Annotated in this window: 19 protein-coding genes; 10 read left to right on the plus strand and 9 right to left on the minus strand. The window is 67.0% G+C overall.

The window, feature by feature from the left end; all coding sequences use genetic code 11:
* Position 1 precedes the first annotated feature (1 nt).
* Positions 2–832, plus strand: a complete 831-nt coding sequence (locus tag IPI67_35035) for a 1-acyl-sn-glycerol-3-phosphate acyltransferase (GenBank protein ID MBK7585394.1) — start codon at positions 2–4, stop codon at positions 830–832.
* Here IPI67_35035 and IPI67_35040 read toward each other — a convergent pair.
* Genes IPI67_35040 through IPI67_35055 form a run of 4 tightly spaced genes read right to left on the minus strand, consistent with a single transcriptional unit; the run spans position 804 to position 8,118 of the window.
* Complete coding sequence (locus tag IPI67_35040) at positions 804–2,858, minus strand: hypothetical protein (GenBank protein ID MBK7585395.1); 2,055 nt, start codon at positions 2,856–2,858, stop codon at positions 804–806. The genes IPI67_35035 and IPI67_35040 overlap by 29 nt on opposite strands.
* Positions 2,855–5,347: a hypothetical protein gene (locus IPI67_35045; GenBank protein MBK7585396.1), complete on the minus strand. Its 2,493-nt coding sequence runs from the start codon at positions 5,345–5,347 to the stop codon at positions 2,855–2,857. Before IPI67_35045 ends, IPI67_35040 begins: the two co-directional genes overlap by 4 nt.
* 55 nt (positions 5,348–5,402) lie before the next feature.
* Positions 5,403–7,277 carry an NADH-quinone oxidoreductase subunit H gene (locus IPI67_35050; GenBank protein ID MBK7585397.1) on the minus strand — a complete coding sequence of 625 codons (1,875 nt, stop codon included), beginning with the start codon at positions 7,275–7,277 and terminating at the stop codon, positions 5,403–5,405.
* A 43-nt stretch (positions 7,278–7,320) separates the two neighbouring features.
* Positions 7,321–8,118: an ABC transporter ATP-binding protein gene (locus IPI67_35055; protein MBK7585398.1), complete on the minus strand. Its 798-nt coding sequence runs from the start codon at positions 8,116–8,118 to the stop codon at positions 7,321–7,323.
* A 98-nt stretch (positions 8,119–8,216) separates the two neighbouring features.
* Here IPI67_35055 and IPI67_35060 point away from each other — a divergent pair, with 98 nt between their 5' ends.
* The 4 genes from IPI67_35060 (at position 8,217) to IPI67_35075 (ending at position 10,978) form a co-directional block, all read left to right on the plus strand.
* Complete coding sequence (locus IPI67_35060; GenBank protein ID MBK7585399.1) at positions 8,217–8,759, plus strand: SMI1/KNR4 family protein; 543 nt, start codon at positions 8,217–8,219, stop codon at positions 8,757–8,759.
* 86 nt (positions 8,760–8,845) lie between these two features.
* Entirely contained in the window at positions 8,846–9,424 is a 579-nt protein-coding gene (locus IPI67_35065) for a polyhydroxyalkanoate synthesis regulator DNA-binding domain-containing protein (GenBank protein ID MBK7585400.1), read from the plus strand.
* Entirely contained in the window at positions 9,378–10,118 is a 741-nt protein-coding gene (locus IPI67_35070; GenBank protein MBK7585401.1) for a sigma-70 family RNA polymerase sigma factor, read from the plus strand. Before IPI67_35065 ends, IPI67_35070 begins: the two co-directional genes overlap by 47 nt.
* Positions 10,115–10,978 (plus strand): hypothetical protein, encoded by an 864-nt coding sequence (locus IPI67_35075; protein ID MBK7585402.1) that lies wholly within the window; start codon positions 10,115–10,117, stop codon positions 10,976–10,978. Before IPI67_35070 ends, IPI67_35075 begins: the two co-directional genes overlap by 4 nt.
* Before the next feature lie 23 nt (positions 10,979–11,001).
* Here IPI67_35075 and IPI67_35080 read toward each other — a convergent pair whose 3' ends face one another.
* Positions 11,002–12,684, minus strand: a complete 1,683-nt coding sequence (locus tag IPI67_35080; protein ID MBK7585403.1) for a gamma-glutamyltransferase family protein — start codon at positions 12,682–12,684, stop codon at positions 11,002–11,004.
* A gap of 52 nt (positions 12,685–12,736) precedes the next feature.
* On the opposite strand from IPI67_35080, the gene gshB reads away from it, so the two are divergent.
* From gshB to IPI67_35095, 3 genes are read left to right on the plus strand one after another with little or no spacing between them, the layout of a single operon-like run.
* A complete protein-coding gene (gene gshB / locus IPI67_35085; protein MBK7585404.1) occupies positions 12,737–13,678 on the plus strand; it encodes a glutathione synthase in 942 nt (313 codons plus the stop codon).
* 33 nt (positions 13,679–13,711) lie between these two features.
* The gene (locus IPI67_35090) at positions 13,712–14,050 is read left to right on the plus strand and encodes a hypothetical protein (protein ID MBK7585405.1); all 339 of its coding nucleotides are present in this window, start codon (positions 13,712–13,714) and stop codon (positions 14,048–14,050) included.
* A gap of 25 nt (positions 14,051–14,075) precedes the next feature.
* Complete coding sequence (locus tag IPI67_35095) at positions 14,076–15,116, plus strand: hypothetical protein (GenBank protein ID MBK7585406.1); 1,041 nt, start codon at positions 14,076–14,078, stop codon at positions 15,114–15,116.
* Here IPI67_35095 and IPI67_35100 read toward each other — a convergent pair.
* The 4 genes from IPI67_35100 to IPI67_35115 all read right to left on the minus strand — a co-directional run bounded on the left by IPI67_35100 (position 15,110) and on the right by IPI67_35115 (position 19,759).
* Positions 15,110–16,639, minus strand: a complete 1,530-nt coding sequence (locus IPI67_35100; GenBank protein MBK7585407.1) for a PAS domain S-box protein — start codon at positions 16,637–16,639, stop codon at positions 15,110–15,112. The genes IPI67_35095 and IPI67_35100 overlap by 7 nt on opposite strands.
* Before the next feature lie 155 nt (positions 16,640–16,794).
* On the minus strand, positions 16,795–17,697 hold the full coding sequence (locus IPI67_35105; protein MBK7585408.1) for a hypothetical protein: 903 nt from the start codon (positions 17,695–17,697) through the stop codon (positions 16,795–16,797).
* Positions 17,698–17,828: 131 nt separating this feature from the next.
* A complete protein-coding gene (locus IPI67_35110; GenBank protein MBK7585409.1) occupies positions 17,829–19,235 on the minus strand; it encodes an AgmX/PglI C-terminal domain-containing protein in 1,407 nt (468 codons plus the stop codon).
* Positions 19,236–19,240: 5 nt separating this feature from the next.
* Positions 19,241–19,759, minus strand: a complete 519-nt coding sequence (locus IPI67_35115) for a hypothetical protein (GenBank protein ID MBK7585410.1) — start codon at positions 19,757–19,759, stop codon at positions 19,241–19,243.
* Between the two features lie 151 nt (positions 19,760–19,910).
* On the opposite strand from IPI67_35115, the gene IPI67_35120 reads away from it, so the two are divergent.
* Positions 19,911–20,120: a hypothetical protein gene (locus tag IPI67_35120; protein MBK7585411.1), complete on the plus strand. Its 210-nt coding sequence runs from the start codon at positions 19,911–19,913 to the stop codon at positions 20,118–20,120.
* Positions 20,121–20,158: 38 nt separating this feature from the next.
* Positions 20,159–20,797: a hypothetical protein gene (locus IPI67_35125; protein MBK7585412.1), complete on the plus strand. Its 639-nt coding sequence runs from the start codon at positions 20,159–20,161 to the stop codon at positions 20,795–20,797.

Genomic DNA, 20,797 nt, shown 5'->3' on the forward strand with positions numbered 1-20,797 from the left:
CATGGGCCGCCCGGATCTGCTTGCCGCTGCCGGCGACCGCCTGAGTCGCACCGAACGCGCTCAGATCCGCTTCGTGCGCAGCACCTTCGAGCCGGGGCGAATCGAACGTTCGTTGCGCTGGTGCCAGCACCACATCGGCTCGAGTTGGATCCACCACTTCACGAAACACCTGCGGCACGTGCACGGTCTCGAGCGCCTGCCGCCCTTGGACGTCGCCCAGAGCTTCATCCTGGTCTCGAACCACCGCAGCTTCTTCGATCTGTACGTGGTCACCGGCGACCTGGTGCGCCGCGGGCTGCCACATCGCATCGTGTTTCCCGTTCGTTCTGCCTTTTTCTACGACTCGCCGGCGGGATTGGTCGTGAACGGGCTGATGAGCTTCTTCGCGATGTATCCGCCGATCTTTCGCGAGAAGAAACAGCAGCCGCTGAACGTCACGAGCCTGGAAGAGCTGGTGTGGCTTCTGCAGCAGGGCGGGGCGTTCGCGGGCTTACACCCGGAAGGTACGCGCAAGAAGGACGACGATCCGTACACGTTTCTGCCCGCGCAGCCCGGCATCGGAAGGATCATCCATGCCGCCCGGGTTCCGGTGATCCCGGTGTTCATCAACGGTCTGATCAACGATCTGCCGCGGCAGGTCACGAGCAACTACGACGGCACCGGGAGGCCCATTTTTGTGGTCTTCGGCGAGCCCATCGACTTCTCCGACCTGTACGCGCGGCCGGGGTCGATACGCGTCTACAAGACCGCAGCAGACCGCACGATGGAGGTGGTCGGGCGCCTCGGCCAGGAAGAGAAGCTGCTCAGAGCGGAGTTCGAAGGCTCGGGCTGAGCGGGGCAGCGGCGCTCAATCGGAGCTCGTCCGCATTTTCTACCTGCACGACCTCGAGCGCGCCCGGTGGGTTCACCAGCTCAGCCTGATCGATGCAGCTCGCATCGATCAGCCGCAGCAGCGGTCGGGGCCAAAAACCGAGGGCCACGAGCACGATGCCGGCGGTCAGCACCACGGACAGCTCCCGCTCGGGCGTGGGCGCGGGCAGAGCGGACGCGGGGGCGCCATCGTCAGGCAACAGGAAGGTGCGGCGGTAGTTGCGGACGCTCGCCGCCGCGAGCACCGCGAGCGCAAAGACCTCCGCGAGCGCCGGCAGGCGCAACGTCGGTAGTCCACCGATCACACTCGAAGCCACGCCGAGGAAGCTGAGGGTCCCGGGCCCGGCAGCAGCGGCGACCCAGGCCACGGCGCCAAGCGCCGCCAAGAGCGGTGCGCCGCGGGCGATCGGACCGAGTCGGGAGCTCTGATCGTCCGCGCGTGCCAGTGACAACACTCCGAACAGCAACGCCACCACGAAGCCCCGAGAGACGGCCAGCATGAGCGCGCCCTGCATGCCGATCGCGGTCAGCGAGGCATACCCGACCAGGAAGGCCCCCGCCGAGGCAGCCAGGGAATGGGCACCGAAGCGACGTGGATCGTCCGTCGCCAGCGCAACCAACGCCGCGTAGAGCGTGGCGATGACACCGAAGATTGCAACCGCCGGCGCGGCCCACGCTGTGCCGTGCGGAAGCGCGGCGATGCCGACCCGCCACAGCGCGTGCACGCCGAGCAATCCGACACCACCCGCCAGCAGCAGCCCGACTGACGTCGGCACTCGCGCGAGGGCGGCAGTCAACCAGCCGCCAAACGGCGGAACACCGAGCGTGATGGCACTGCCCAAGAAGAGACAGGTGTAGACCAGCTTGGTCGAGCTCACTCCGAAGAGGGAAGCGGTGCGGGGCACGAACCCGCCGTGTGACAGCTCGATGAGCGAGAACACCCGCGGAGCGCTGCTGCCGTCAATCAGATAGGCCGGCGTCGCAGTGCCAGACAGCTGCCAGATGGCAAACGCCACGAGCACGTAGCCGAGTCCGAGCGACAGGCCGGCGCCGCGGGTGATCCGGGGGTCGCCGCCCCACACGGACAACAGGCGCACCGCCGCGAGCAGTGTCAACAACCAGAACACCGCGAGCAGCGCCAGATCGATCGACACCAGAGCACCGACCAGCCCGACGTTCGCCAGGAGCGCCAGACCGCCGAACGCGGTCGCGCGCTTCGGGTCGGCCAGGAGTGCAGAAAGCAGTGTGAGCAGCGAAGCCGCGAGCGCTAGCACCAAGCTCGCGCCGTCCACCCCGACGAACCACTCGATGCCCAGGCCTCGAACCAGTGGCATGCGTTCCACGAGCTGCAGCCCGTCACCGCCGGCGAAGCGCGTGTGGAACACGTCGAAGCGCGAGACACCCCACGCCAGGAGCGCGAGCTGAACGCCGCTGCCGGCGAGCCAAACCCAGCGGCCAGCACCCGGACGGGGCTCGCGGCCGCGGAACGCGAGCAGGATCAGCGCCGCGAGCAGCGGCGCGAGCAACGAGAACGTGAGCACTCGCCCGCTCGGCCCGGCCTCGCCCGTGGCGAAGCCGGAGTGGAAACCCGCCGCCACCGGCCGGGACTCCTGCCCTTCGGCAGTCACCAGCACGTGGCCGTAGACCGGGTGCAGGCGACGACCCCGGGGCGCGGCCCACTCGATCTCGGCTTCTCGCTGCTCACCCGGCTTGAGCATCACCGCGCGGTCGGCGCCGGAGAACTTCACTCGAAGACCGATCGGCAACCGTGGATCGATGTTGGAACCGTCGCGCAGCGAAATCTCCGCGCGGACCGGGGTCGAGCCCCGGTTTTCGACCACGAGCTTGCCGCTGAGATTCCCGTCCTTGGCGACGAGCTCGAGGGGAAGGCCTCCACTCTGGGCGCGGACCTCGAGCGGCGCAGCCAGAGCCGAGCCCGCGAACGTGACGAGGAAGAGCACGATCGCCATGCAGAGCGCACGCATCACGAGTTCCTCCCCTTCTTCTTCTTCTTCTTGTGCGGCGTCGCCGAGGGCTTCTGCCCAGCATCGGACGCCGACGGCTCTGGCTCACGCTCCAGAGCTTTCTCCGCCTGCGGCTCGGGTTCGGAGTCGGCGACCGCAGACTCGTTCGACTCGAGATCTCCTGCGTTCGATTCTGTCTCGTTCCGCGCTTCGTCCTCGGCCCGGACGGTCGACGACGCAACGTCGGGGGTCGGGTCGGGCTGAGCCCCGCCCAGTACCAGAGCCTCGAGAGCGCCGTCGAATCGCGCGACGAATCGTGCGACGCCGAGCGCGGGTGAAGCGCACAGCCTGTCGGACCAATCGCCTGGTGATTCGAACCGAACCGAGAACGGCCGCTTCGATTCGACCTTCGCCCAATCGGAGGAGCGCGCTGCGCCATAGCGCACGCGGGCCACAATGAACCCGGCGAAAGCGAACATGAAGCTCATCGCCAGTGTTCCGAAGCGAACACCGCGATCGATCGTCGGCGCGCCCGCGGCCTCCACCGGACGCGACAGCCATCCGTCCAGAAGGTTGGGTGCAGCGTCCCCGACCAGAACGTGTGAGTGGGTGAGCAGACCCACGCTCAAACTGATGAGCGCGGCGCCAAACGCAAACGCCTCGAGGGTTGCCTTGCGCGAGACCTTCTTGTCCGCGGCGGTGCCGGAGGCCGCCACGAAGAATAGGCGCCAGACCCCAAAGGCCGTCAGGCAACTGGCCAGCGCCCCGGCGGAAAACGCGGCGTAGCCCAGCCCCGACTCGGCCATCACCGCTGCGCCGAGCGCGCGTTCGCGGACCCAGAACATGCCGACCATCGGCAAGGGCGCACCTGCCAGCGCGAGAGAAGCGAGCAAGAGCGGCCGCTTCAACCCGCTGGTCGAGCTCGCTCGTGCAGCGAGCAGTCGCAGATCACCAAAGGTCTCGTCGCCGATGGCCGCGAGGGTCAGCACCCAGGCAAGGGCACCGAACGCAGTCACGACGAGACCCGCCACCGCCGCCGAATGCGCGCCGAACATCGCCGCCGACAAACACAGGAGCGCGTTGGCGAGCACGATCCCGACAACCGACTCCGCCACGACGAAGCCGTACGTGGCCCGGATTGCGGCCAGCAACGCAGCCACGGCAGCCGCGAGTCCGAGCAGCATCGACGTGGTCGGGATGAAATTGAAGAGAAAGTCCAACCGCAGCACGACGGCGGCGCCAACCCACAGCTCGACGCCGCCAGCCAGCGAAGCCAGCGCCACGGGTCCGCTGCGGGCGCTCGCCCGCTGTGCGCTCGCTAACGCGGCAAACAAGCCGCGAAATAGCACAAAGATGCCGATCAACACCCCGGCCAGGCCGAGCAACGGCTGACCCATCACGTAACGCTTGGAGAGCGCAGCGCGGAGCGGGAACGCACCGGAGGCGTCCCGCATCAACAGCTGATCGCGCAATTCGCGAATCACGATGGTCGCCCCGGTCACCGCCAGCATCGTCTCGACACCAGCCGTGACGCGGGTCTTTTCCACGACCAGATCGAGTGTGCCCGGCCCCGTCGTTGCCTCGATGTCGTGAAGCGCAACCGGCAGCGGCAAGCGCGCGAACGGCGAGCGCGCGATCTCTCGACACGGCTGCCCCAGGGTGCCCACACCCCCGCGCTTGCCGTCGATGTCCGTCGCACACAGTTGCGCGCCACCGATCTGCACAGAGGTGCCCGGCATGGCCGCCATGCTCACGAATCCGATGCCGTCCTTCTGGACCCGCCCGCGTTCTTTCTCCACCGGCGCCGGCGGTGCGTTGCCGATCTGGACCGCCGACAGTCGCGCACGGAAGTCGGGCACGTAGTCTCCGCCACCCGTCCAGCTGCCCGAGAGGCCCCAGAGCAAGACCGCGCTCACACCAAGCAGCGCGGCGTCGCCGATGCGCGCTAGGGCAAAACCCCTGGCAGCCTGCGCCGCTTCGTCACGCGACGCGAGCACGAGCGCACCGAGTCCGGAGAGGAATGACCCGACCAAGACCAGCACCAGGTCGTCGCCGAGCACGACCAGCAGCGCGCCGCCGAGAGCCAGGCCCACCCCGGCGCTACATCGGCGCTGGGCCTCGGGCGCCTGACCCGCGGTCAGGACGATGCCGGCCACGCCGGCAACCGACGCGACCCCTGCCAGCATGATGGTCGTGGGATCTGCGGAGAGCGTGAGGCTCACGTCCAGCGAGCCCACACGCAAGAGCCCCCAGGCGTGGGACAGCAGCTGTCGCTGATCTTCCGGCAAGCCCAGCAGCACCACGAGGTGGAACGCGACGATGCCGAGCGCCGCGACGCTCGCGGCCAGCGCCACTACTCGAGGTCGAAATGCCCGCGGCAAATCCGAGTCGTTGCCCGCGCCGACGTAGCCGCCAAGCGCGGCGTAGAGCGCGGCGACGAGCGGTAGCAAGGGAGCCAACCACAGCGCGACCGCGAGCTCGAAAGATTGTAGCGAGCCAGAGTACTCGGGCATTGGAGCGGCGTGCGGCCGCGAGGCACGCTAGTCGCGGCTGGCGGCCCTTTCAAGCTCACAGCCAAGGATTGACGTGCATCGGTGCCGTGGGCGCTCGTACGTGGCCCTGAACGGCGCGCGCGAACTTCAGCGCCGCCCCGACCGCCAGCCCGAACAGAACATATCCCAGGACTGGCTCCAGGGTTCGCCAGACCGCTGTATCTCGCCAGGATGCCCAGGCCGCGCTCCCCGCGAGCACGAGCAGCGCGGCCGGTGCCACGACGCGGATCAACACACCGGTCATCTGGTCGGTGTGCACCTTCGGTAGCGCCCAGCGCAACGCGACCACGATGCCGGCAACAGCCCAGCACTTCACTTGCAAGAGCAGGGCGCCCAGCGCGGGCCACCAGATCGCGCCAGATGAGACGCTCGCTACGGGCAGCCGCCAGCCACCCAGGAACACCATCGCAGCAAGCGTGCTCACCGCGAGCAAGTGCCCCCACTCGACGTAGAACATCAGACCGCCGCCGTTCGGCTCCTCGAGATCCGCTTCCACCAGCCGCGACGTCGCGCGGCGTGACTGCGGGAACGAGGCGAACACGATCAGGAAAAACGCCAGGAACAAAGCCGGGTTCCGGAACGCATTCCAGGTCCACGGCAGCGCGCCCTGCCCCTCGACGATGTCGGCGATGCGAACGCTGCCCGTTGCCAGCACCACGCAGCCGAACGCAGCGATGATGGGGAGCTCGAGCGCGAGCGTGGCGAGCGCGCCCTTGAGCCCTCGTGCGATCGACCAGTGCCCCTTTGCGCGCCAGCCCGCGTTCATCAGCGCCACCACCACCAACAAGGTGACCGAGGACAGCGCGATCAAGGCGAAGTCCAGATCGCGCGAGACCAGTGGTTTGCCGAAAGCGATGGTCGTCGCACCCGCGCTGATCCCGAGAAACATCGCGTACGGAAGCAAGCGAACGAACAGTGGCTCGCCGCTCGGCGAGAGCTCGTCCGAGAACGACGCTTCCACCGTGGACCACAGGCGCGCCCGGCGGTTTCCGGGAGCCTTCGTCCTGGCCATTCGCTCGCGCAGACGCGATGCAACCCGGCGTTCGACCCAGCCGAGCATGCGCGACACCGGCGCGAGCCACAGCGCAAACAGCATCACGACCAATCCGACCAGCACGCCGGCGATGGCCAGCTCCTTCGGCGCTCGCTCCCGGAACCCCTGCACGTCGACGGCGCGGTCGATCGGCTCCTTGAGCCGCCCGCGCTTGAGGCTGAACGTGGCCGAGCGGTCGGAGGCAAAGGTGAAGTCGCTGACGGCCCGCAGACTCACTCCGTCCAACGCGACCAGGGTGTCGCCCACCAGAATGCCGGCCCGCTCGGCCCGACCGCCGGGCATTACCGCAGTCACCGCGAACGGCGCCGCGGTGGCTTTGGGATCGATCACCACGCCCACGAAATCGAGGGCCCGCCGCGCTTCCGCCTCGCGCGCGCGGGACAACTCCGTCGGAACTGCAGGACCTTGGATATCCAGCACCACGTGCGGGACCACACCCGTGACGGGTGGGGCGCCGGTCGTCCGCGCCGCGAACGCAACCGTCACTTCGCCACGAAAGGTCGTGTGATCGGCGCTCTCTCCGCGCCCACAGAGGTCACGCTGCAGCTTCTCGCTGAGCAGCAAGGAAACCCGGTTCTGGGAGGTACTCAGGGCCGGGGCGACGATTTCCACGCCCCGCTCGGGCTCCTGTCCCGGGCGATGCAGGTCACCGCGAAAGCTCAGGGTCGCGGCCTTGCCCTCCGGGAAACCGGACCCGATGACCTCGAGCCGGTCGCCCACCTCGGCCTCGCTAGGGGCAAAATCCACCGCAGAAACCAGGGCCGCGGGCGAATCGAACCCACAACCCGCGAGCGTCAGCGCCGACACCAGGGCCGCGCAAGGCAAAGCGGGTCGCATGCCTCGTGCCTTATCAGACCCCAACGAGTTACGCGAAAAACCGCTACTTCGATAAGTGTCCGGTGACCACGTAGGGCAGGTCCGTTTCGGGGTCTCGCGCGACCTTCATCGGGATCCCGAACACGGACTCGAGCAGTCCCGGATCGAGCACCTCGGCCGGCGGTCCATCTGCCCGGACTTCACCCGCCCGAAGCAACACGATGCGGCTGGCCCAGCGCGCCGCCGCTGCGAGGTCGTGCATCACCGCAACGCAGGCCACTCCGCGCGACCGCACCTCCTCCCCCATCAAATCCCCGACGCTGACGGCATGGCGCGCGTCCAGATGCGCGGCCGGCTCGTCCAAGAGCAACACGTTGGCGGTTTGGGCGAGCGCGCGCGCGATGGTCACGCGCCGCCGCTCACCGCCCGACAACTCGGCCACGCGTCGTGTCGCGAGCGGTCCGATCTGGCAGCGCTCGAGGGCACTCTCCACCGCCACTTGATCGACCTCACGCACCCGCAGCAGCCCCGACTGATGCGGCGCGCGCCCCATCATCACGACCTCCCGCACGTCGAACCCAAAAGCCACGTCGCTCTCTTGCGGCACGACGGCGATCTCCCGCGCGATGGCCTCGCGACCGAGCTCCGCGAGCGGTCGGCCGTGCAACCAGACGCCGCCGCTTCGCACCGGCAGGGTCCCCGCGAGCACGCGAATCAGGGTGGATTTCCCCGAGCCATTGGGCCCGAGCACGGCCACCAGCTCGCCGGCCCGAGCGCTCAGCGATACCCCATGCAGCACACCGACGCGCCCGTATCCCGCGCTCACATCGCGCGCTTCAATTGCGGGGTTCCCGGCGTCCATTCGCAGCTAGCTTAGCCCCGCGTTCGGCGGTCGCGCCGGCCGATTTCTGGGCCCCTGCCACGCGCCCCACGTACCGTCCGGCCAATCGAGGCGATCCCATGGCCGACTTCCGCATCTTGCTCCGTGACATCCAGCGAGTTCAACGCGAGATCCTGCGCATCGCGCCCTACCGCGACTTCGGCCTGCGCCCCAACCCGGGCGCGTCCGGGGCCGACATCGCGGCCGCCGAACAGCGCCTCGGCCGCTCGCTCCCGCCCAGCTACCGCGAATTCTTGATGCTGCACGACGGCTGGTCGCGCTTCTACGACGGCGCAACGTTGCTCGGCACCGCGAGCATCGCTGAACGCTCACACGCGGAAGCAGCGCGAGCCACCTTCGAAGCTGCGGAGACGCCGGTGCCCGACTACGGCCCGCCGTCGCGTACCCGCCCGAAGGTGTTGATCCCCTTCGGCATCGACCTGCAAGCAACGACGCTGTTCGTCTTCAATCCCGCCAACACGGACTCACGCGGCGAGATGGAAGTCATCGCGTGGATCAACGAGATCGGCCTCAGACGTTCGAGCTTCCAGGATTTCCTCGAGAGCATCTGTGAGCTGTGTCAGGCGGAGCTGGACTCGTCCCGCGAACGCGTCGCGCTGTGAGCCGCGACTGGGCGTGGCCAGATAAATGGCCGTTTTCGGGGGCTTGACGCTCTGCGGCAATCTTGCTTCCATGCGAGCTGCGAGTGATGTCGAGCGAACTGGTCGAAGAAGGCGAGGCGGCGGATCGGCGCGTAATCAAGCGTTATTCCAACCGCAAGCTCTACGACACCAAGGATAGTCGCTACGTCACCCTGCTTCAGATCGCCGACATGGTGCGGGCGGGTGAAGACGTCCAGATCATCGACAACGCTAGCAAAGAGGACAAAACCGACGTCACCCTGGCGCTGATCATCTCGGAAGAGCTGAAGGCCCGGCCTCGGGGCATCCCGCTCACCACACTGAAAGCGCTGATCCGACATCGAGGCGAGAAGCTGCTCTCCTCCCTGCGCGAGGGCCCGATCGGACGGCTGATCCCGAAAGAGCCGGGCGCCGGCAGCGAACCGCCACCGCCTGAGCCGGAGGAAGACGTGACCGACAGCAAGGACCAGAACAAAGGTTTTCGCGCGACGCTGGAGCAGTGGCAGCACACCATCGACGAGCGTATCCGCACGGTATTGCCCAATTTTTCTACGTTCCGGGAGCTGCAGGCGGACGTGAAACGCCTGAACGAACGGCTGGATGCCCTGGAAAAACGCCTCCCGGACACGAGCGGCGCCAAGGAATAGACCCAATACTTCCCCGGTTGAAGGCGCACCGGTGAAACTCTTCTCTTCTTCTTCCAAGGGCAGGGGCTCAGTCCCTTCCGAGTTCGAGCGCGAAGCCATCCAGCACCTCGGGGCGCTGCTTGCCGTGGCCACTCGCATGACGCGCAATCCAACGGAAGCCGAAGACCTCGTGCAAGACACGCTGGTCAAGGCCATGCGCGCCCGTGAGCAGTTCGAGTCGGGGACCAACATGCGGGCCTGGCTCATGCGCATCCTGACCAACACGTTCATCAACCGCTACCGTCGCGGCGGCCTGGAGAAGGCTGTGCTCGAAGGACCCGACGCGGACCCGCTGGCCGACGGCTGGGTCAGCGCGTCGACGATGTCATCGATGCGCGATCCCGAGTCCGCGGCGCTCCGGCCGGTGCTCGAGCGAGAAATCCGCATGGCGCTCGATGAGCTCCCGGAAGAGTTTCGCCTGGCGGTGGTTCTGGCCGATGTGGAAGAGCTGTCCTACCGCGAGATCGCGGATATCATGGGCTGCCCAATTGGCACCGTCATGTCACGCCTTCACCGCGGTCGTCGCCTGCTCAAGACCCGCCTCTACGAACACGCCCTCGACATGGGCATCGTGAGCCACGAACCGGTCGTGGGCGCACGCAGCGAACCGACCGATCTGGCGACCTATCGCGCCAAGCGGAGTGCGTCGCAATGAGCTCTCCCTGTCGACGCTCCGCTTCGCTCCTCGAGCCGTTTGGTGACGGCGAGCTGCCGACCGAAAAGGTCGTCGAGCTAGAGACTCACCTGGGTGACTGCGCCTGTTGTCGCGAGACGGTCGAGTTGAATCAAGCGCTCAAGCTCAGCTTGCAGCGCTCCGTCCAGGCAGATGCCAACCCATCGGAGGAGTTCGCTGCGCGGGTCGCGCGGGCTCTCTCCGCTGAGCGTGAACGGCAGGAAGAGCGCGACGAGCGGCGTGACGCGCTCGACCGAGGTCGGCCGTTGGCCTGGCGCTTCATCGTGCCGGTCGCGGCGGCAGCGGGGGCCACGCTGGTCTGGGGAGCCCTCGAGCAACAGAGTCGCCCGGTCAACGACGGCATGAACGTCTCGACCAGCATGGCAACGAGCACACCTGGAGTGACCGCCTCGCTCGATGAGATGATCGACGAGCTGGTCACGCACCACGCGGCGTCGCGTGATCCCGACGTCGTCGAACCATCCCTCGTCCGCAAGCTCGAACCAGAGGTGGGGGTCCCCGTGCGGCTCCCGAGTCTTCAGCAGTACGGCTTGCGCTGGGAGGGTGCGAGCGTGGTGCCCGTTCGGCAGCTCAACCAGCGCGCGGCTTCGCTCCGTTACATGTTCGACGGGCATCGTGTCTCCCTCTACGTGTACAACTCCGCGCGCTTCCCATTGCGCGCGACCCTCGAGCCGCGGGTGGTCCGCAACACGCCGGTCTACGTCGGCTCTCGCCGCGGTTACAGCATCGCTGCGGTCGAGCGGCGCGGAGTGGGCTACGCCGTCGCGACGGATCTCGACGACCGCGAGAGCGCCGAGCTCGTCGTCGCTTCGCTACACTGATTCGCGGGCGCGAGGGCGGGCAGCTACTCTGCCTTGGCGCTGCCGTGTTTGCGCGGATCGGACGCCGGCAAAACGCGGCCCTTGTCGATGGCGAGCATCTGAACGCCGCTCGTGGTGAACGGCATGGTCCCGACGGACTCGCCCCGCCAGGTCAGGTCGTCCACGAGAGTCTGCGCGGCCCCCTTCTCCAGCAAGATGCTCGACCCCAGCGTTGGAACGTAGAAGCGCGCGGACTTGACCAGCTCCGCCGGAGACTTGCCGAACGCCAGACGCCCGACGAGTAGCTGCGTCACGTTGGTGGCGATGGTCGTTCCGCCGGAGCCGCCCAGAGCAAACACCACGCGGCCATCCTTGACCACCAACGTCGGCGTCATGCTCGAGACCGGGCGCGCGCCGGGTCGGGGACGGTTCGGGCTCTCCTTCATGCCGAACGGCGCCACGTCCTTCTGCTTCGCGAAGTCGTCCATCTCGTCGTTGAGCACCACTCCGGAGTCCACCCCGGTCAGCTTGGTGCCAAACACTCGGTTCACCGTCGTCGTCAGCGAGACCACGTTGCCCGCAGCGTCCGCGGTCACGAGGTGATGGGTGCCGTGTTCCTCCAGACCGAACCGCGGGCTGGCGTGAGTTCGGTCGAGCGCGATCGTCTTCTTCCGAACCGCCATGCGTTGGTCCGAGAGCAGGCCATCCAGGTCGACCTTCTGCTGATCCGGATCACCCAGGTAGCGCATGCGATCGGCAATCGCTCCGCGCATGCCCTCGGCGAGCGCGTGCTGGAAAACTCCGGTCTGCCAACCGTATTTCACCAGCTCGGCCTTGGTGAACAGCTTCAGCGTCTGCGCCAGCATCATCCCACCGGCCGATGGCGCCGGCATCGTGTAGATGTCGTGCCCCTCCCAGCGCACGTGCAGCGCCGAGCGCGTCACGGGTTTGTACGTATCGAGATCAGCCTGAGTCAGCGCGCCGCCCACCGAACGGGCTGCGTTGACGACATCCGTAGCGGTGACCCCGCTGTAGAACCCCGGCGCGCCCTCGGCTGCGATGCGCTTCAGGGTCGCCGCGAGCTTGGTATTTTTGACCAAGCTGCCGACCGCCGCCGGTTTCCCGCCCGGATAAAAAATCCCGGAGATCCCTGGATCGGCCCGCAGATCTTTCTGCGAACCGACCAGCGACGCACCAAGGTGCGGGTTGATCGGGAAGCCAGTGGTGGCAATGCGCACCGCCGGCTCGACGACGTCCTTCCACGCACGCTTGCCGTGGCGACGATGCAGCTCGAACAGCCCCGCGACCTCGCCCGGCGTTCCCGTCAGCTTGCCGCGCTCCGCCGCCGGCAGCGGCCGATTCTCGAGCGCGCGGACGTCCATGTCTTTGGGCGCGGTCTCCCGAAAGTCGAGGGTCGTGACCTTCTGGTCGGCGGCCATCCACACCAGAGCAAAACCCCCGCCGCCGATGCCGCTCGAGGTCGGGCTGGCAACACCCGCAACCAGCGCAGCCGTGATCGCCGCGTCGACCGCGTTCCCCCCGGCTCGCATCTGAGCCAGGGCCTCGCGCGTGGCCAGCTCGTTCTCCGTCGCCGCCGCAGCTCGCGCGGCCCTCTGGGCAGGCGCTTCCGGCGCGAGCAGCGCCAGACCGAGGACCAGAGTTGCGGCGAAGGCCAGCGGCGAAGGGGTCTTTGTCTTCCCGAACCGAACGAACGCGCGGCGCAACATCACCCCTTGTCTGATACGCTCCCGCGGTCTGTCTGCAAAGGGACGAAACGACGTGCGCTTCTTGTTCGTAATGGATCCGGCGGAGAAAATGCTCCCCACCAAGGACACGAGCTTTGCATTCATGCGCGCTGCGCAGAAGCGCGGGCATGAATGTCTGCACGCAGAGCCGCGCGCCATCTCCAACGAAGGCCGAGAGGTCCGGGCACAGGCTCGGCCGATTCGCGTGGCGGACGAGGCCCCGCACGTGGTGCTCGGCGCGCCCGAGCCAATCGAGCTCGCGGCCATAGAGGCGGTGTTCATCCGCAAGGACCCGCCCTTCGATCCGGCCTACGCCCACCTGACACAACAACTGGATCTGGTGAAAGACCGGACGCTGGTCCTCAACGATCCACGGGGTCTCAGGGACGCCAACGAGAAGCTATTCGCGTTTCACTTCAGCGAACACATGCCGCGCTCGCTGGTGTCTTCCGATCCCGAAGCGATCCTCGCCTTCGTGAAGACCGTCGGCAATCAGGCCGTGCTCAAACCCCTCGACGGTGCCGGCGGAACGGGCGTCGTGACCCTGTCCACGGGTGATCGCAACGCCCGTGCGCTCGCCGACCTGCTGACGCACGAAGGGCGCGAGCTGGCCCTGGTTCAGGAGTTCCTCCCGTCGGTGGTCGCGGGCGACAAACGCGTGCTCGTCCTGGACGGCGAACCCCTGGGCGCGATCCTGCGCGTACCTCGCGCCGATGATTTTCGCGCGAACATCCACGTCGGGGGCAATGCACGACCCACCGAGTTGACCGCCACCGAAGAGCGGCTCGTGCGCTCCGTCGGCGCCAGCTTGCGCCAGCACGGGCTCTGGTTCGTCGGCCTCGACCTGATTGGCGAGAAGCTGATCGAAGTGAACGTCACCAGTCCCACCGGGATTCAGGAGCTGTCGCGCTTCGTTGGACGCCCGGTGGAAGAGGACGTGATTGCATGGGTCGAGGCGCGGTGTGCGCCGGCGTGAGCTTCGATAAGCGACTTGGCAGGAAGTTGGCCAATGCGCGGCAGCGGGGCCAGCTTCGACCTCATGTCGCGCCCATGCGAAGTCTGCGAAAACCTGCCGAAGCCCGCGACCCCAGTCGACGCGCCGGCGCAACCTCGGATCCGGCGAGTGCTGATTGGCGAGCGTATCGTCGCCCTGTGCACTCAGCACGCGGATCAGCTGCGGCGCTCCGGCGCGCGCGATGTGGACGATCTGCGTCAGGTCTTCAGCGAAGGCGACGGCAAACGCTCCCTCGTCGGACGACGTTCGCCGCTCGACCGGCGAGTGTTCCCCCCTCGCCCGGAGGGCCGACGGCGTGGCGATGGGCGACGAGCCGACGACGCCATCGAATAGCACCCTCGGCGCGGCGGGCGGATCGATGAACCTGGGCAGAGGGGAGCACTGGATCGCGCTCGCCTCGGCCGTGGCGGCCGCCTGGTTGTTCACTCGACCGCCGAAGAAGCGCGAACCGCCGGAGGGTGTGCCAGTCGAGCGGCTCGCGCCGGCGCTCGCGGCCCTGCCGGCTGGCGCCGGCTTCGTCGTACACGCTGACCTCACCCGCGTGCGCAGGAGTCCGCTTGGGGCTGCGCTGACCGGCGGCGGTCGAGAGCTGGCAGGCCTGGGCTCCATTACCGAGATCTGCGGCTTCGACCCGACCGAGCAGATCCGGGAGCTCGCGCTGTCCGTGCCGGAGCAGCGACCCGGGGCCGCGCCGACCCTGGGGATCGTCGCGACGGGCAACTTCGATCCCGAACGCTTCCTGCCGTGTGTGGCGAAGGTCGTCGACCGACGCGGCGGCTCTCCGGTCAAGAATCAGCTCGGGACGTTCTCATCGGTGCGCGACCAGAGCCGCGAAGGACCGGAGATCGCCGTGCGCAAGGCAGGACCCGCCATCGTGGGGGAAGGCGGTTACTTCCGCAGCATGGTGGATGCGGCAGAGGGACACACTCCCACGTTGTTGAGCGACGAGATGCACTCCACCTTGAGAACTTCTGTTGGGGGCGCCGGCGCCATCACAGCGACCTGGATCTCCCGGCCAGGCTGGCTCGAGCGCTGGTTACAAGAGGACGAAGCCACGCGCGCGCCGCTTCGGGTCGTGCGCGCCGGCGCCTTGCGCGTCGATCTCTTGCCCGAAGCCCGCGCCACCCTGTTGCTTGCGTGTCCCGACAAGACCGCCTGCAGTGAGCTGGGAAAGTGGGCCGACGGTGCCATCGCGAATGCGCGGGCGGGGCTCACGCGGGAGCTCGGTGCAGATCCGATCTCGGGGATCGAGAGCTCCGTCGAGCAGAACGCCGTGCGCCTGGTCTTCGGCTTCGACTCGGGCAATCTGCAGCAAGTCCTCGGGCGCTTGCTGCGCGACGACGGTCCTGCCGTTCATCCACCCGCCGCGGGCAGCGCCGCGCCGCTCCCCAGTCACTGAGCCGGCGTGGGCCGGCGAACGCGCTCCACCACCGCCCGCAGAGCCGCCACGTCGAAGGGTTTCGTGATGCGCAGGTTGTTGCGCCCGAAGGCGCCCAGCGTGGCGTCGCGGGCGGTCATCAGAACGACGCGCGCGGCGACCCCCGGCAGGGAACGCTCGACGATCGACAGCAGGCCCTCGCCTGCGGCGTCGGACGCGGAACAATCGAACAGCACGACGTCATACACGTCGCCGGCCAGCAGTGACTCGACGGCCTCGTTGGCGTCGCGCACACAAGTGATGGAGCTCTCGGGTTCGAGCATCAGTCGGACCGCGGAACCAACGGCGGCATCTGCGTCGATGACCAAGACGCGAGTGGGAGCCAAGCTCGAGGATCCCAAGCTCGACTGCGACGACGTCCGCGGCGGTGGCAGACTGCTGACCATGGCCGACGCTGCGGGCAGAACCAGCCGGACGCGCATGCCGTGCTCCGTCCCGTCGACGCTCATCTCACCACCGAGCCCCTCCACCACACTGCGGCAGAGCGGTAGGCTGAGCGCTCGCTCCAGACCCTCGAGCGGGGTTGCGAATGGAATCAGCGCCTGAGTGAGCTCAGCCGGGTCGCGGGACCGCGCGTCGTCGAACACCTCCACAATCACCTGCTGACCCTCGCCCTTGAGCACCAGGTGCACGCGGCCTTCACCCCCTTCGGGGAGCGATTGCGCCGCGTGAGCCAGCAAATTCAAGAAGACCTGCTCGAGCCGGCTCTTGCTGGCTAACACCGGAGGAGCATCTCCGAGCTCCGTCGTGAGCTCGCCTTTGTAGCGCAGCTCGTTGCCAACGAGCTCGAGCGCTGCCTCGAGCACGGCCCGCACGTCGACTGGACCTCGCCGATCGTCGTCAATCCGCGAGAGTGTACGCATGCGACGCACGACCTCCGCGATCCGCTGCGCACCGTCATGGGCTTCGCGGAGCCGCATGAGGACGTTGGCCGCGTCGCACTCCTCGGTGAGTCCCCGCTCGAGCGCACGTTCGGCCTGCTCCAGATCGAGCAACACGTACGACAGCGGGTTGTTCATTGCGTGGGCGAGGCCGCCGGCGAGCAGACCGAGCACCGCCAGCCGATCGGCCTGGAGCAGCTCGGCTTCGAGGCGTTTGCGCAGCGTTGCGTCCCGCGCGAACGTCAGGATCGAGGGGGTGCCTTCGTACTCGATTGGGATCGAGCTCACCTCGATGGTGAGCAGCGTCCCGTCCCGTCGAAATACGCGGTACTCGAACGGGGCCAGAGTGCGGCGCTCGAGCAACATGGCAATGGCTCGCTGCTCGAGCTGCGGCAGGTCGTCCGGATGAGCCACGCTCCGCGGGTCCTTGCCCAGGGCCTCCTCCAGCCGGTCGTAGCCGAAGAGCTGCACGGCGGCGGGATTGCCGTACGAGAGTCCGCGCGCACCGACGATGAACACCGGCTCTGGAATGGCCTCGACGAGGGCTCTGAAGCGCGACTCCGAACCCCCTGAGCTCGGCCTCTGCTTCTTCGAGCGCTTCAATCCCGAGGGACACGGCGCCATCGGCAGAGACGCTTGTGCGCACACCCGCCGCACCGAGCGCGCGCGCAACGGCCGAGCCGACGCCCAGAGGGTCGAAATCCGCGACCACCTGCGAAGGCTCGGCCACGCCCGCCGAGCGAGTCAAGCGGCGAGGCTCAGTACGAGCCGTTGCCGATGGTAATGTAGGTCGCCGGCTCGGGAAGCAGCGTCACGTTTTCATCGCGTTTGACGACCTTGCCACTGCCTGGATCCACGACCTCGACCAAGATCTCGATGGCCACGTTTGCCTCTTCGTACGTACGAAGGCCGATGTCGAAGCCGGTCAGCCCGGGGATCGTGGTCGGGATGTAGGACTGGATCACGACGTCGTTGTACGAGCGGTTTTCCACGGCGAATGCGTGGTTGACCAGGCCAACGGCGGGGTTGTCTTCCGCCTCCATGGCCGGATCGGGTGGCGGCGCGGTCGCGATGATGTTCATCGCGGTGGCCAGGTCGATGGACAGTTCTTTCATGTCCTCGTACGTGAAGATCCCGTGGCGTCGCGACGCGCGCCCGCTCGCTGTTCCGGGCAGCTCCATCAGGACGTCGATGCCGGACAGATTCGGCATCTGTTCTTCACGCTGGGCGTCCGTCACGCTCAAGCCAGGCCAGTAGCGCCCGAACTCGTTCCACGGGTCGATGAGCATCTCGACGTTGTGGGTCTCCGCGTCGAGGTTGGTCAGAGTCCAGGTGACCTGTACTTTCAGATCGGAGCTCTGCAGCCAGGGTTTGCTCGGGAAGGGCGCAACGGGCGCACCGCTGAGCGCGGCTTGTTCCGCAGCCGTGGGTGCGCGGATCGGGAACGCCACGGCCTTCTTCACCTCGTACATGCTCATCTCGTCGCTCTCGTAGATGGCACCCATGCCTTTCGTCATGCCGAGCTGGATCGGCTCCAGCGTTCGGTTCTCGTCCTTGGAACCGCAGCCGATGGCGAGCAGCCCCAGCAGACCGGCGACGACGCCGTGCGAGGGGGAGAGACCCCAACGGGCGGGGGCAATGCCCCCCAGCAAACGGGACACGACTAGCGAGATTGTCGGCATTTTCGGACCCCTGGAGAAGAGATGAACTCCAACTATGCCACGCGCGTGCCAGAGCCGAAAGGCGGCCGGACAAAACAGGCGGGATGAGCCCGCATTGTCCGGGTGGTCGGCTACTTCTTGCTCGGCTTGAAGCTGAAGGTCCAGCTGGCGTTGGTGGGTTTGTCCGCAGTCGGGAAGGAGAGGCGGCTGAACTGCCGCACGATGCAGCCTTCGACGCGCGGGTTGCCGAGTGAAGAGCTACCAACGCTCGCGCCCGCCACGGAGCCGCCAGCAGAGATGCTCCAGCCGATGCTCACGCTGCCGGACATGGTTGGATTCGACGAGGCCGCGGCCTCGTAACACGCGCGGAACGCGCCGTACCGCGACATCACCACGCGTGAGATCTGTGCCGGAGTGAGACCCTGACCCGGTTTGGGGACGTCTTTGCCCGCGACCGCCTTCTCGCCGGGACCCTTGCCATCGCCGGAGCCCGAGCCCTCGCCGCCGCCTTTACCGCCCTTGCCGTAGCCCCCGAGTCCGCGACCTCCGGGGCCGCCGCTGCCGGAACCGAAGCCGCCGCCCTTGCCCGGACCCCAACCGGTGTCGAGGGTTCCGGAACCGAACGGCACACCTTCACCATCGCCACCGCCGCCGGAGCCGGAGCCTTTGAGGCCAGTACCGGTGCCACGACCGAGCACGATGTTGTCGGAGCGCAGACCACCCAGTGCATCAGCAACCGAGCTGATCGTGCCGAGGGTCTTCTTCACTTCCTCGCCGACCTCGCTGTTCAGGACTTCCGAGATGCCACCGAGCCCGTTGCGGATCTCACCTTTGAGCTCGGTCTTGTCGGCTGCACCATTCTTGCCGAGCTGCCCCTCCTCGTTCTTCATCTTCTTGCCGCCGCCCATGTCCTTCTTGTCTTTGGCGCCGGGGTCCTTGATGCCTTGGCCTTTGTCGGAGTCCTCTTTGCCGGTCGGCTTCTCGGGCTCGACGGGCTCTTCCTTCAGATTGAACTGCACCGCGAGCTCCGCCGAGCTGGTCAGCTCGAGCGGTTTGGGGATCGCGGGTGGCGTGGTGATGGCCCAGATCATGGCCAGGCCACCGCAGATGGCGACGAGCGAGAAGATGAACGCGAAGATCAGCGACCACTCCCAGCGGCGCCGGGTGCGCAACGCCGGCGGCGCGTGGGTGAACTGGAAAAAGACGCTGAAGGTCGGGCCGTACTGCACGACCCCGAAGTCACCGGCGACGATGGGGATCGGCGCGCCGCCGCGTCCAAGATCGACGGGATTCTCCCGGCGTCCGCGCAGGTAGATGACGCCGCCCGTCGCGCCTCGCGCATCGAGCTCCCAGCCGCTGGCGACGGCACGGACCGGCACGTCCGGCATCACGCTGTTGTCGGGTTTCGGGAGCGTGGCTTCTTTGAAGTCGCCGAAGGCAAACGACTGCCCGCCACTCAGCTGCCGTGTTGCGAGCACGGTGGTCCCCCAGACGGCGGCGGTGCGCAGGACGATGGGTTGCGAAGCGGGAAGGGCCATGGCTCTTACTTTACGGCGGGGCTGCGGCGGGTATCGCTGAGCTCACGCATGAAGGATCGGTGCCCGAGCATTCCCGCGGCGAACTCCGCGCGAACGCGGCGCATGAAGTACACGACCTGCGGCGACTTCAGTCGGCCCTCGACCTCGACGGGTCCGAACTTGTAGGTCTTCACGCCGCCGTCGCCTTCACTCTTGGTCTCGAGCACCGAGGGGCTTCCGGTCGTAGCCTTGGTCTCGGCGCCTCCGCTCTTGGACTCCTTGGTGCCCTCGGCCTTGGGCTCTTTCGAGTCTTTGGCCAGCGTCTTGGGATCCTTGGCGTCCTTGGCGTCTTTCGTGGCCTTGTCGTCGCCCTCGTCGGGGGCGGGGTCCACGGGAACGAGCTTGCCGTTCTTCCAGACCTTCTTGACCTTGCCGCCCTTCGCGCCCTTCTTCGTCTGAGCGCCCACATCGGATCCCGTCAGGACTACCCCACTCGACGCCACGAGGACGAGGGCAAGGGCCCAGGCAAGGGAAGCGCGACGCATCGGAACCGGGAGCATAACCCGAAGTCGGGCGGAGGGGGGAAGGGGCGGGGTCAGCGCAGCGGCGTTGGGGGGGAAAAAGTGCGCAACCCGCGCACACCTCCCCCGATGGGACGCGCACTGACGCCCAAAACGTCAGCGCCAGGAGGCAGCAATGAGCCGAAGCGATTTCGAATCCGTACTGAACGAACTGTCCGCTGAGCTCGAAGCACAGGACGCATCACTCGAGCTGCTCCGCGCGACGTTCGCGCACAGCGACGCGACCTTCGAGGTCTCGGAAGCCGAGCTTGAAGAGATCGCTCAGGCCGCCGCCGCGCGCCCCGTGGACCCGAGGACCCAAGTTTGCGGCGTCATTCGCTGCTGACCGTGTCGAACAGAAACCGAAGAAGAAGAGGTAGACCGATGCAGAACCCGATTCAATCCATCCTGAACGCTCAAACTCAGCTCATGGCCAACAGCGTCAACAACAACGTCGACGGCTTCTTGGCCAGCGGTGTCTCGCTGACGGCAGAGGGGCTGCTGCTCTATTGCCAGACGCAGCTCAAGGGCATCGACAACGAAATCAAGTCCTTCATGGCTCAGCAGAAGAACATGCAGGCGAAGAAGAAGATCCTGTCGGAGCTGAAGACCGCCATCGAAACCCACACCACGAGCGGGAAGAGTGCAGACAAGGTCAAGCAGCTCGGCCAGCAGATCGGAGATGCGTACACAAAGGCCTATAAGGAACTCAAAGGAGCGGGCATGGACGCAGAGGCAGCCGCTCTCCTGCTCGACTACAAGAGCTGGTTTCCAAACGGCAACATCAGCGAAGGCAAACACGACGTCGCCACCGCTGCGCTGCCGACGGGCGCCGAGTCGGAATTCAACGCGAAGTTCAAACCCCTTGCTGACATGATCGACGACCTCGGCAAGAACGCCGAGCTGAACATGATCCAGCTTCAGTCCCTAGTCTCGTCGCGCCAGACCCTCATCCAGCTGACGACCAACATGATGGAGAAGAACCTGAAGGGTCTGGATGGAATCGTCGGGAACATCCGGTGA

The sequence above is a fragment of the Myxococcales bacterium genome (assembly GCA_016706225.1).
Classification (GTDB): Bacteria; Myxococcota_A; Polyangia; order Polyangiales; family Polyangiaceae; genus JADJKB01.

Excerpts from the sequence above, each read along its gene's own strand:
- IPI67_35125 (MBK7585412.1), top strand. The coding sequence starts at position 20,159 with ATGCAGAACCCGATTCAATCCATCCTGAACGCTCAAACTCAGCTCATG.
- IPI67_35075 (MBK7585402.1), top strand. The coding sequence starts at position 10,115 with ATGAGCTCTCCCTGTCGACGCTCCGCTTCGCTCCTCGAGCCGTTTGGT.
- IPI67_35110 (MBK7585409.1), bottom strand. The coding sequence starts at position 19,235 with ATGGCCCTTCCCGCTTCGCAACCCATCGTCCTGCGCACCGCCGCCGTC.
- IPI67_35055 (MBK7585398.1), bottom strand. The coding sequence starts at position 8,118 with ATGGACGCCGGGAACCCCGCAATTGAAGCGCGCGATGTGAGCGCGGGA.
- IPI67_35070 (MBK7585401.1), top strand. The coding sequence starts at position 9,378 with ATGCCCTGGAAAAACGCCTCCCGGACACGAGCGGCGCCAAGGAATAGA.
- IPI67_35035 (MBK7585394.1), top strand. The coding sequence starts at position 2 with ATGGGCCGCCCGGATCTGCTTGCCGCTGCCGGCGACCGCCTGAGTCGC.
- IPI67_35045 (MBK7585396.1), bottom strand. The coding sequence starts at position 5,347 with ATGCCCGAGTACTCTGGCTCGCTACAATCTTTCGAGCTCGCGGTCGCG.
- IPI67_35115 (MBK7585410.1), bottom strand. The coding sequence starts at position 19,759 with ATGCGTCGCGCTTCCCTTGCCTGGGCCCTTGCCCTCGTCCTCGTGGCG.
- IPI67_35050 (MBK7585397.1), bottom strand. The coding sequence starts at position 7,277 with ATGCGACCCGCTTTGCCTTGCGCGGCCCTGGTGTCGGCGCTGACGCTC.
- IPI67_35080 (MBK7585403.1), bottom strand. The coding sequence starts at position 12,684 with ATGTTGCGCCGCGCGTTCGTTCGGTTCGGGAAGACAAAGACCCCTTCG.
- IPI67_35090 (MBK7585405.1), top strand. The coding sequence starts at position 13,712 with ATGCGCGGCAGCGGGGCCAGCTTCGACCTCATGTCGCGCCCATGCGAA.
- IPI67_35095 (MBK7585406.1), top strand. The coding sequence starts at position 14,076 with ATGAACCTGGGCAGAGGGGAGCACTGGATCGCGCTCGCCTCGGCCGTG.
- IPI67_35065 (MBK7585400.1), top strand. The coding sequence starts at position 8,846 with ATGTCGAGCGAACTGGTCGAAGAAGGCGAGGCGGCGGATCGGCGCGTA.
- IPI67_35120 (MBK7585411.1), top strand. The coding sequence starts at position 19,911 with ATGAGCCGAAGCGATTTCGAATCCGTACTGAACGAACTGTCCGCTGAG.
- IPI67_35060 (MBK7585399.1), top strand. The coding sequence starts at position 8,217 with ATGGCCGACTTCCGCATCTTGCTCCGTGACATCCAGCGAGTTCAACGC.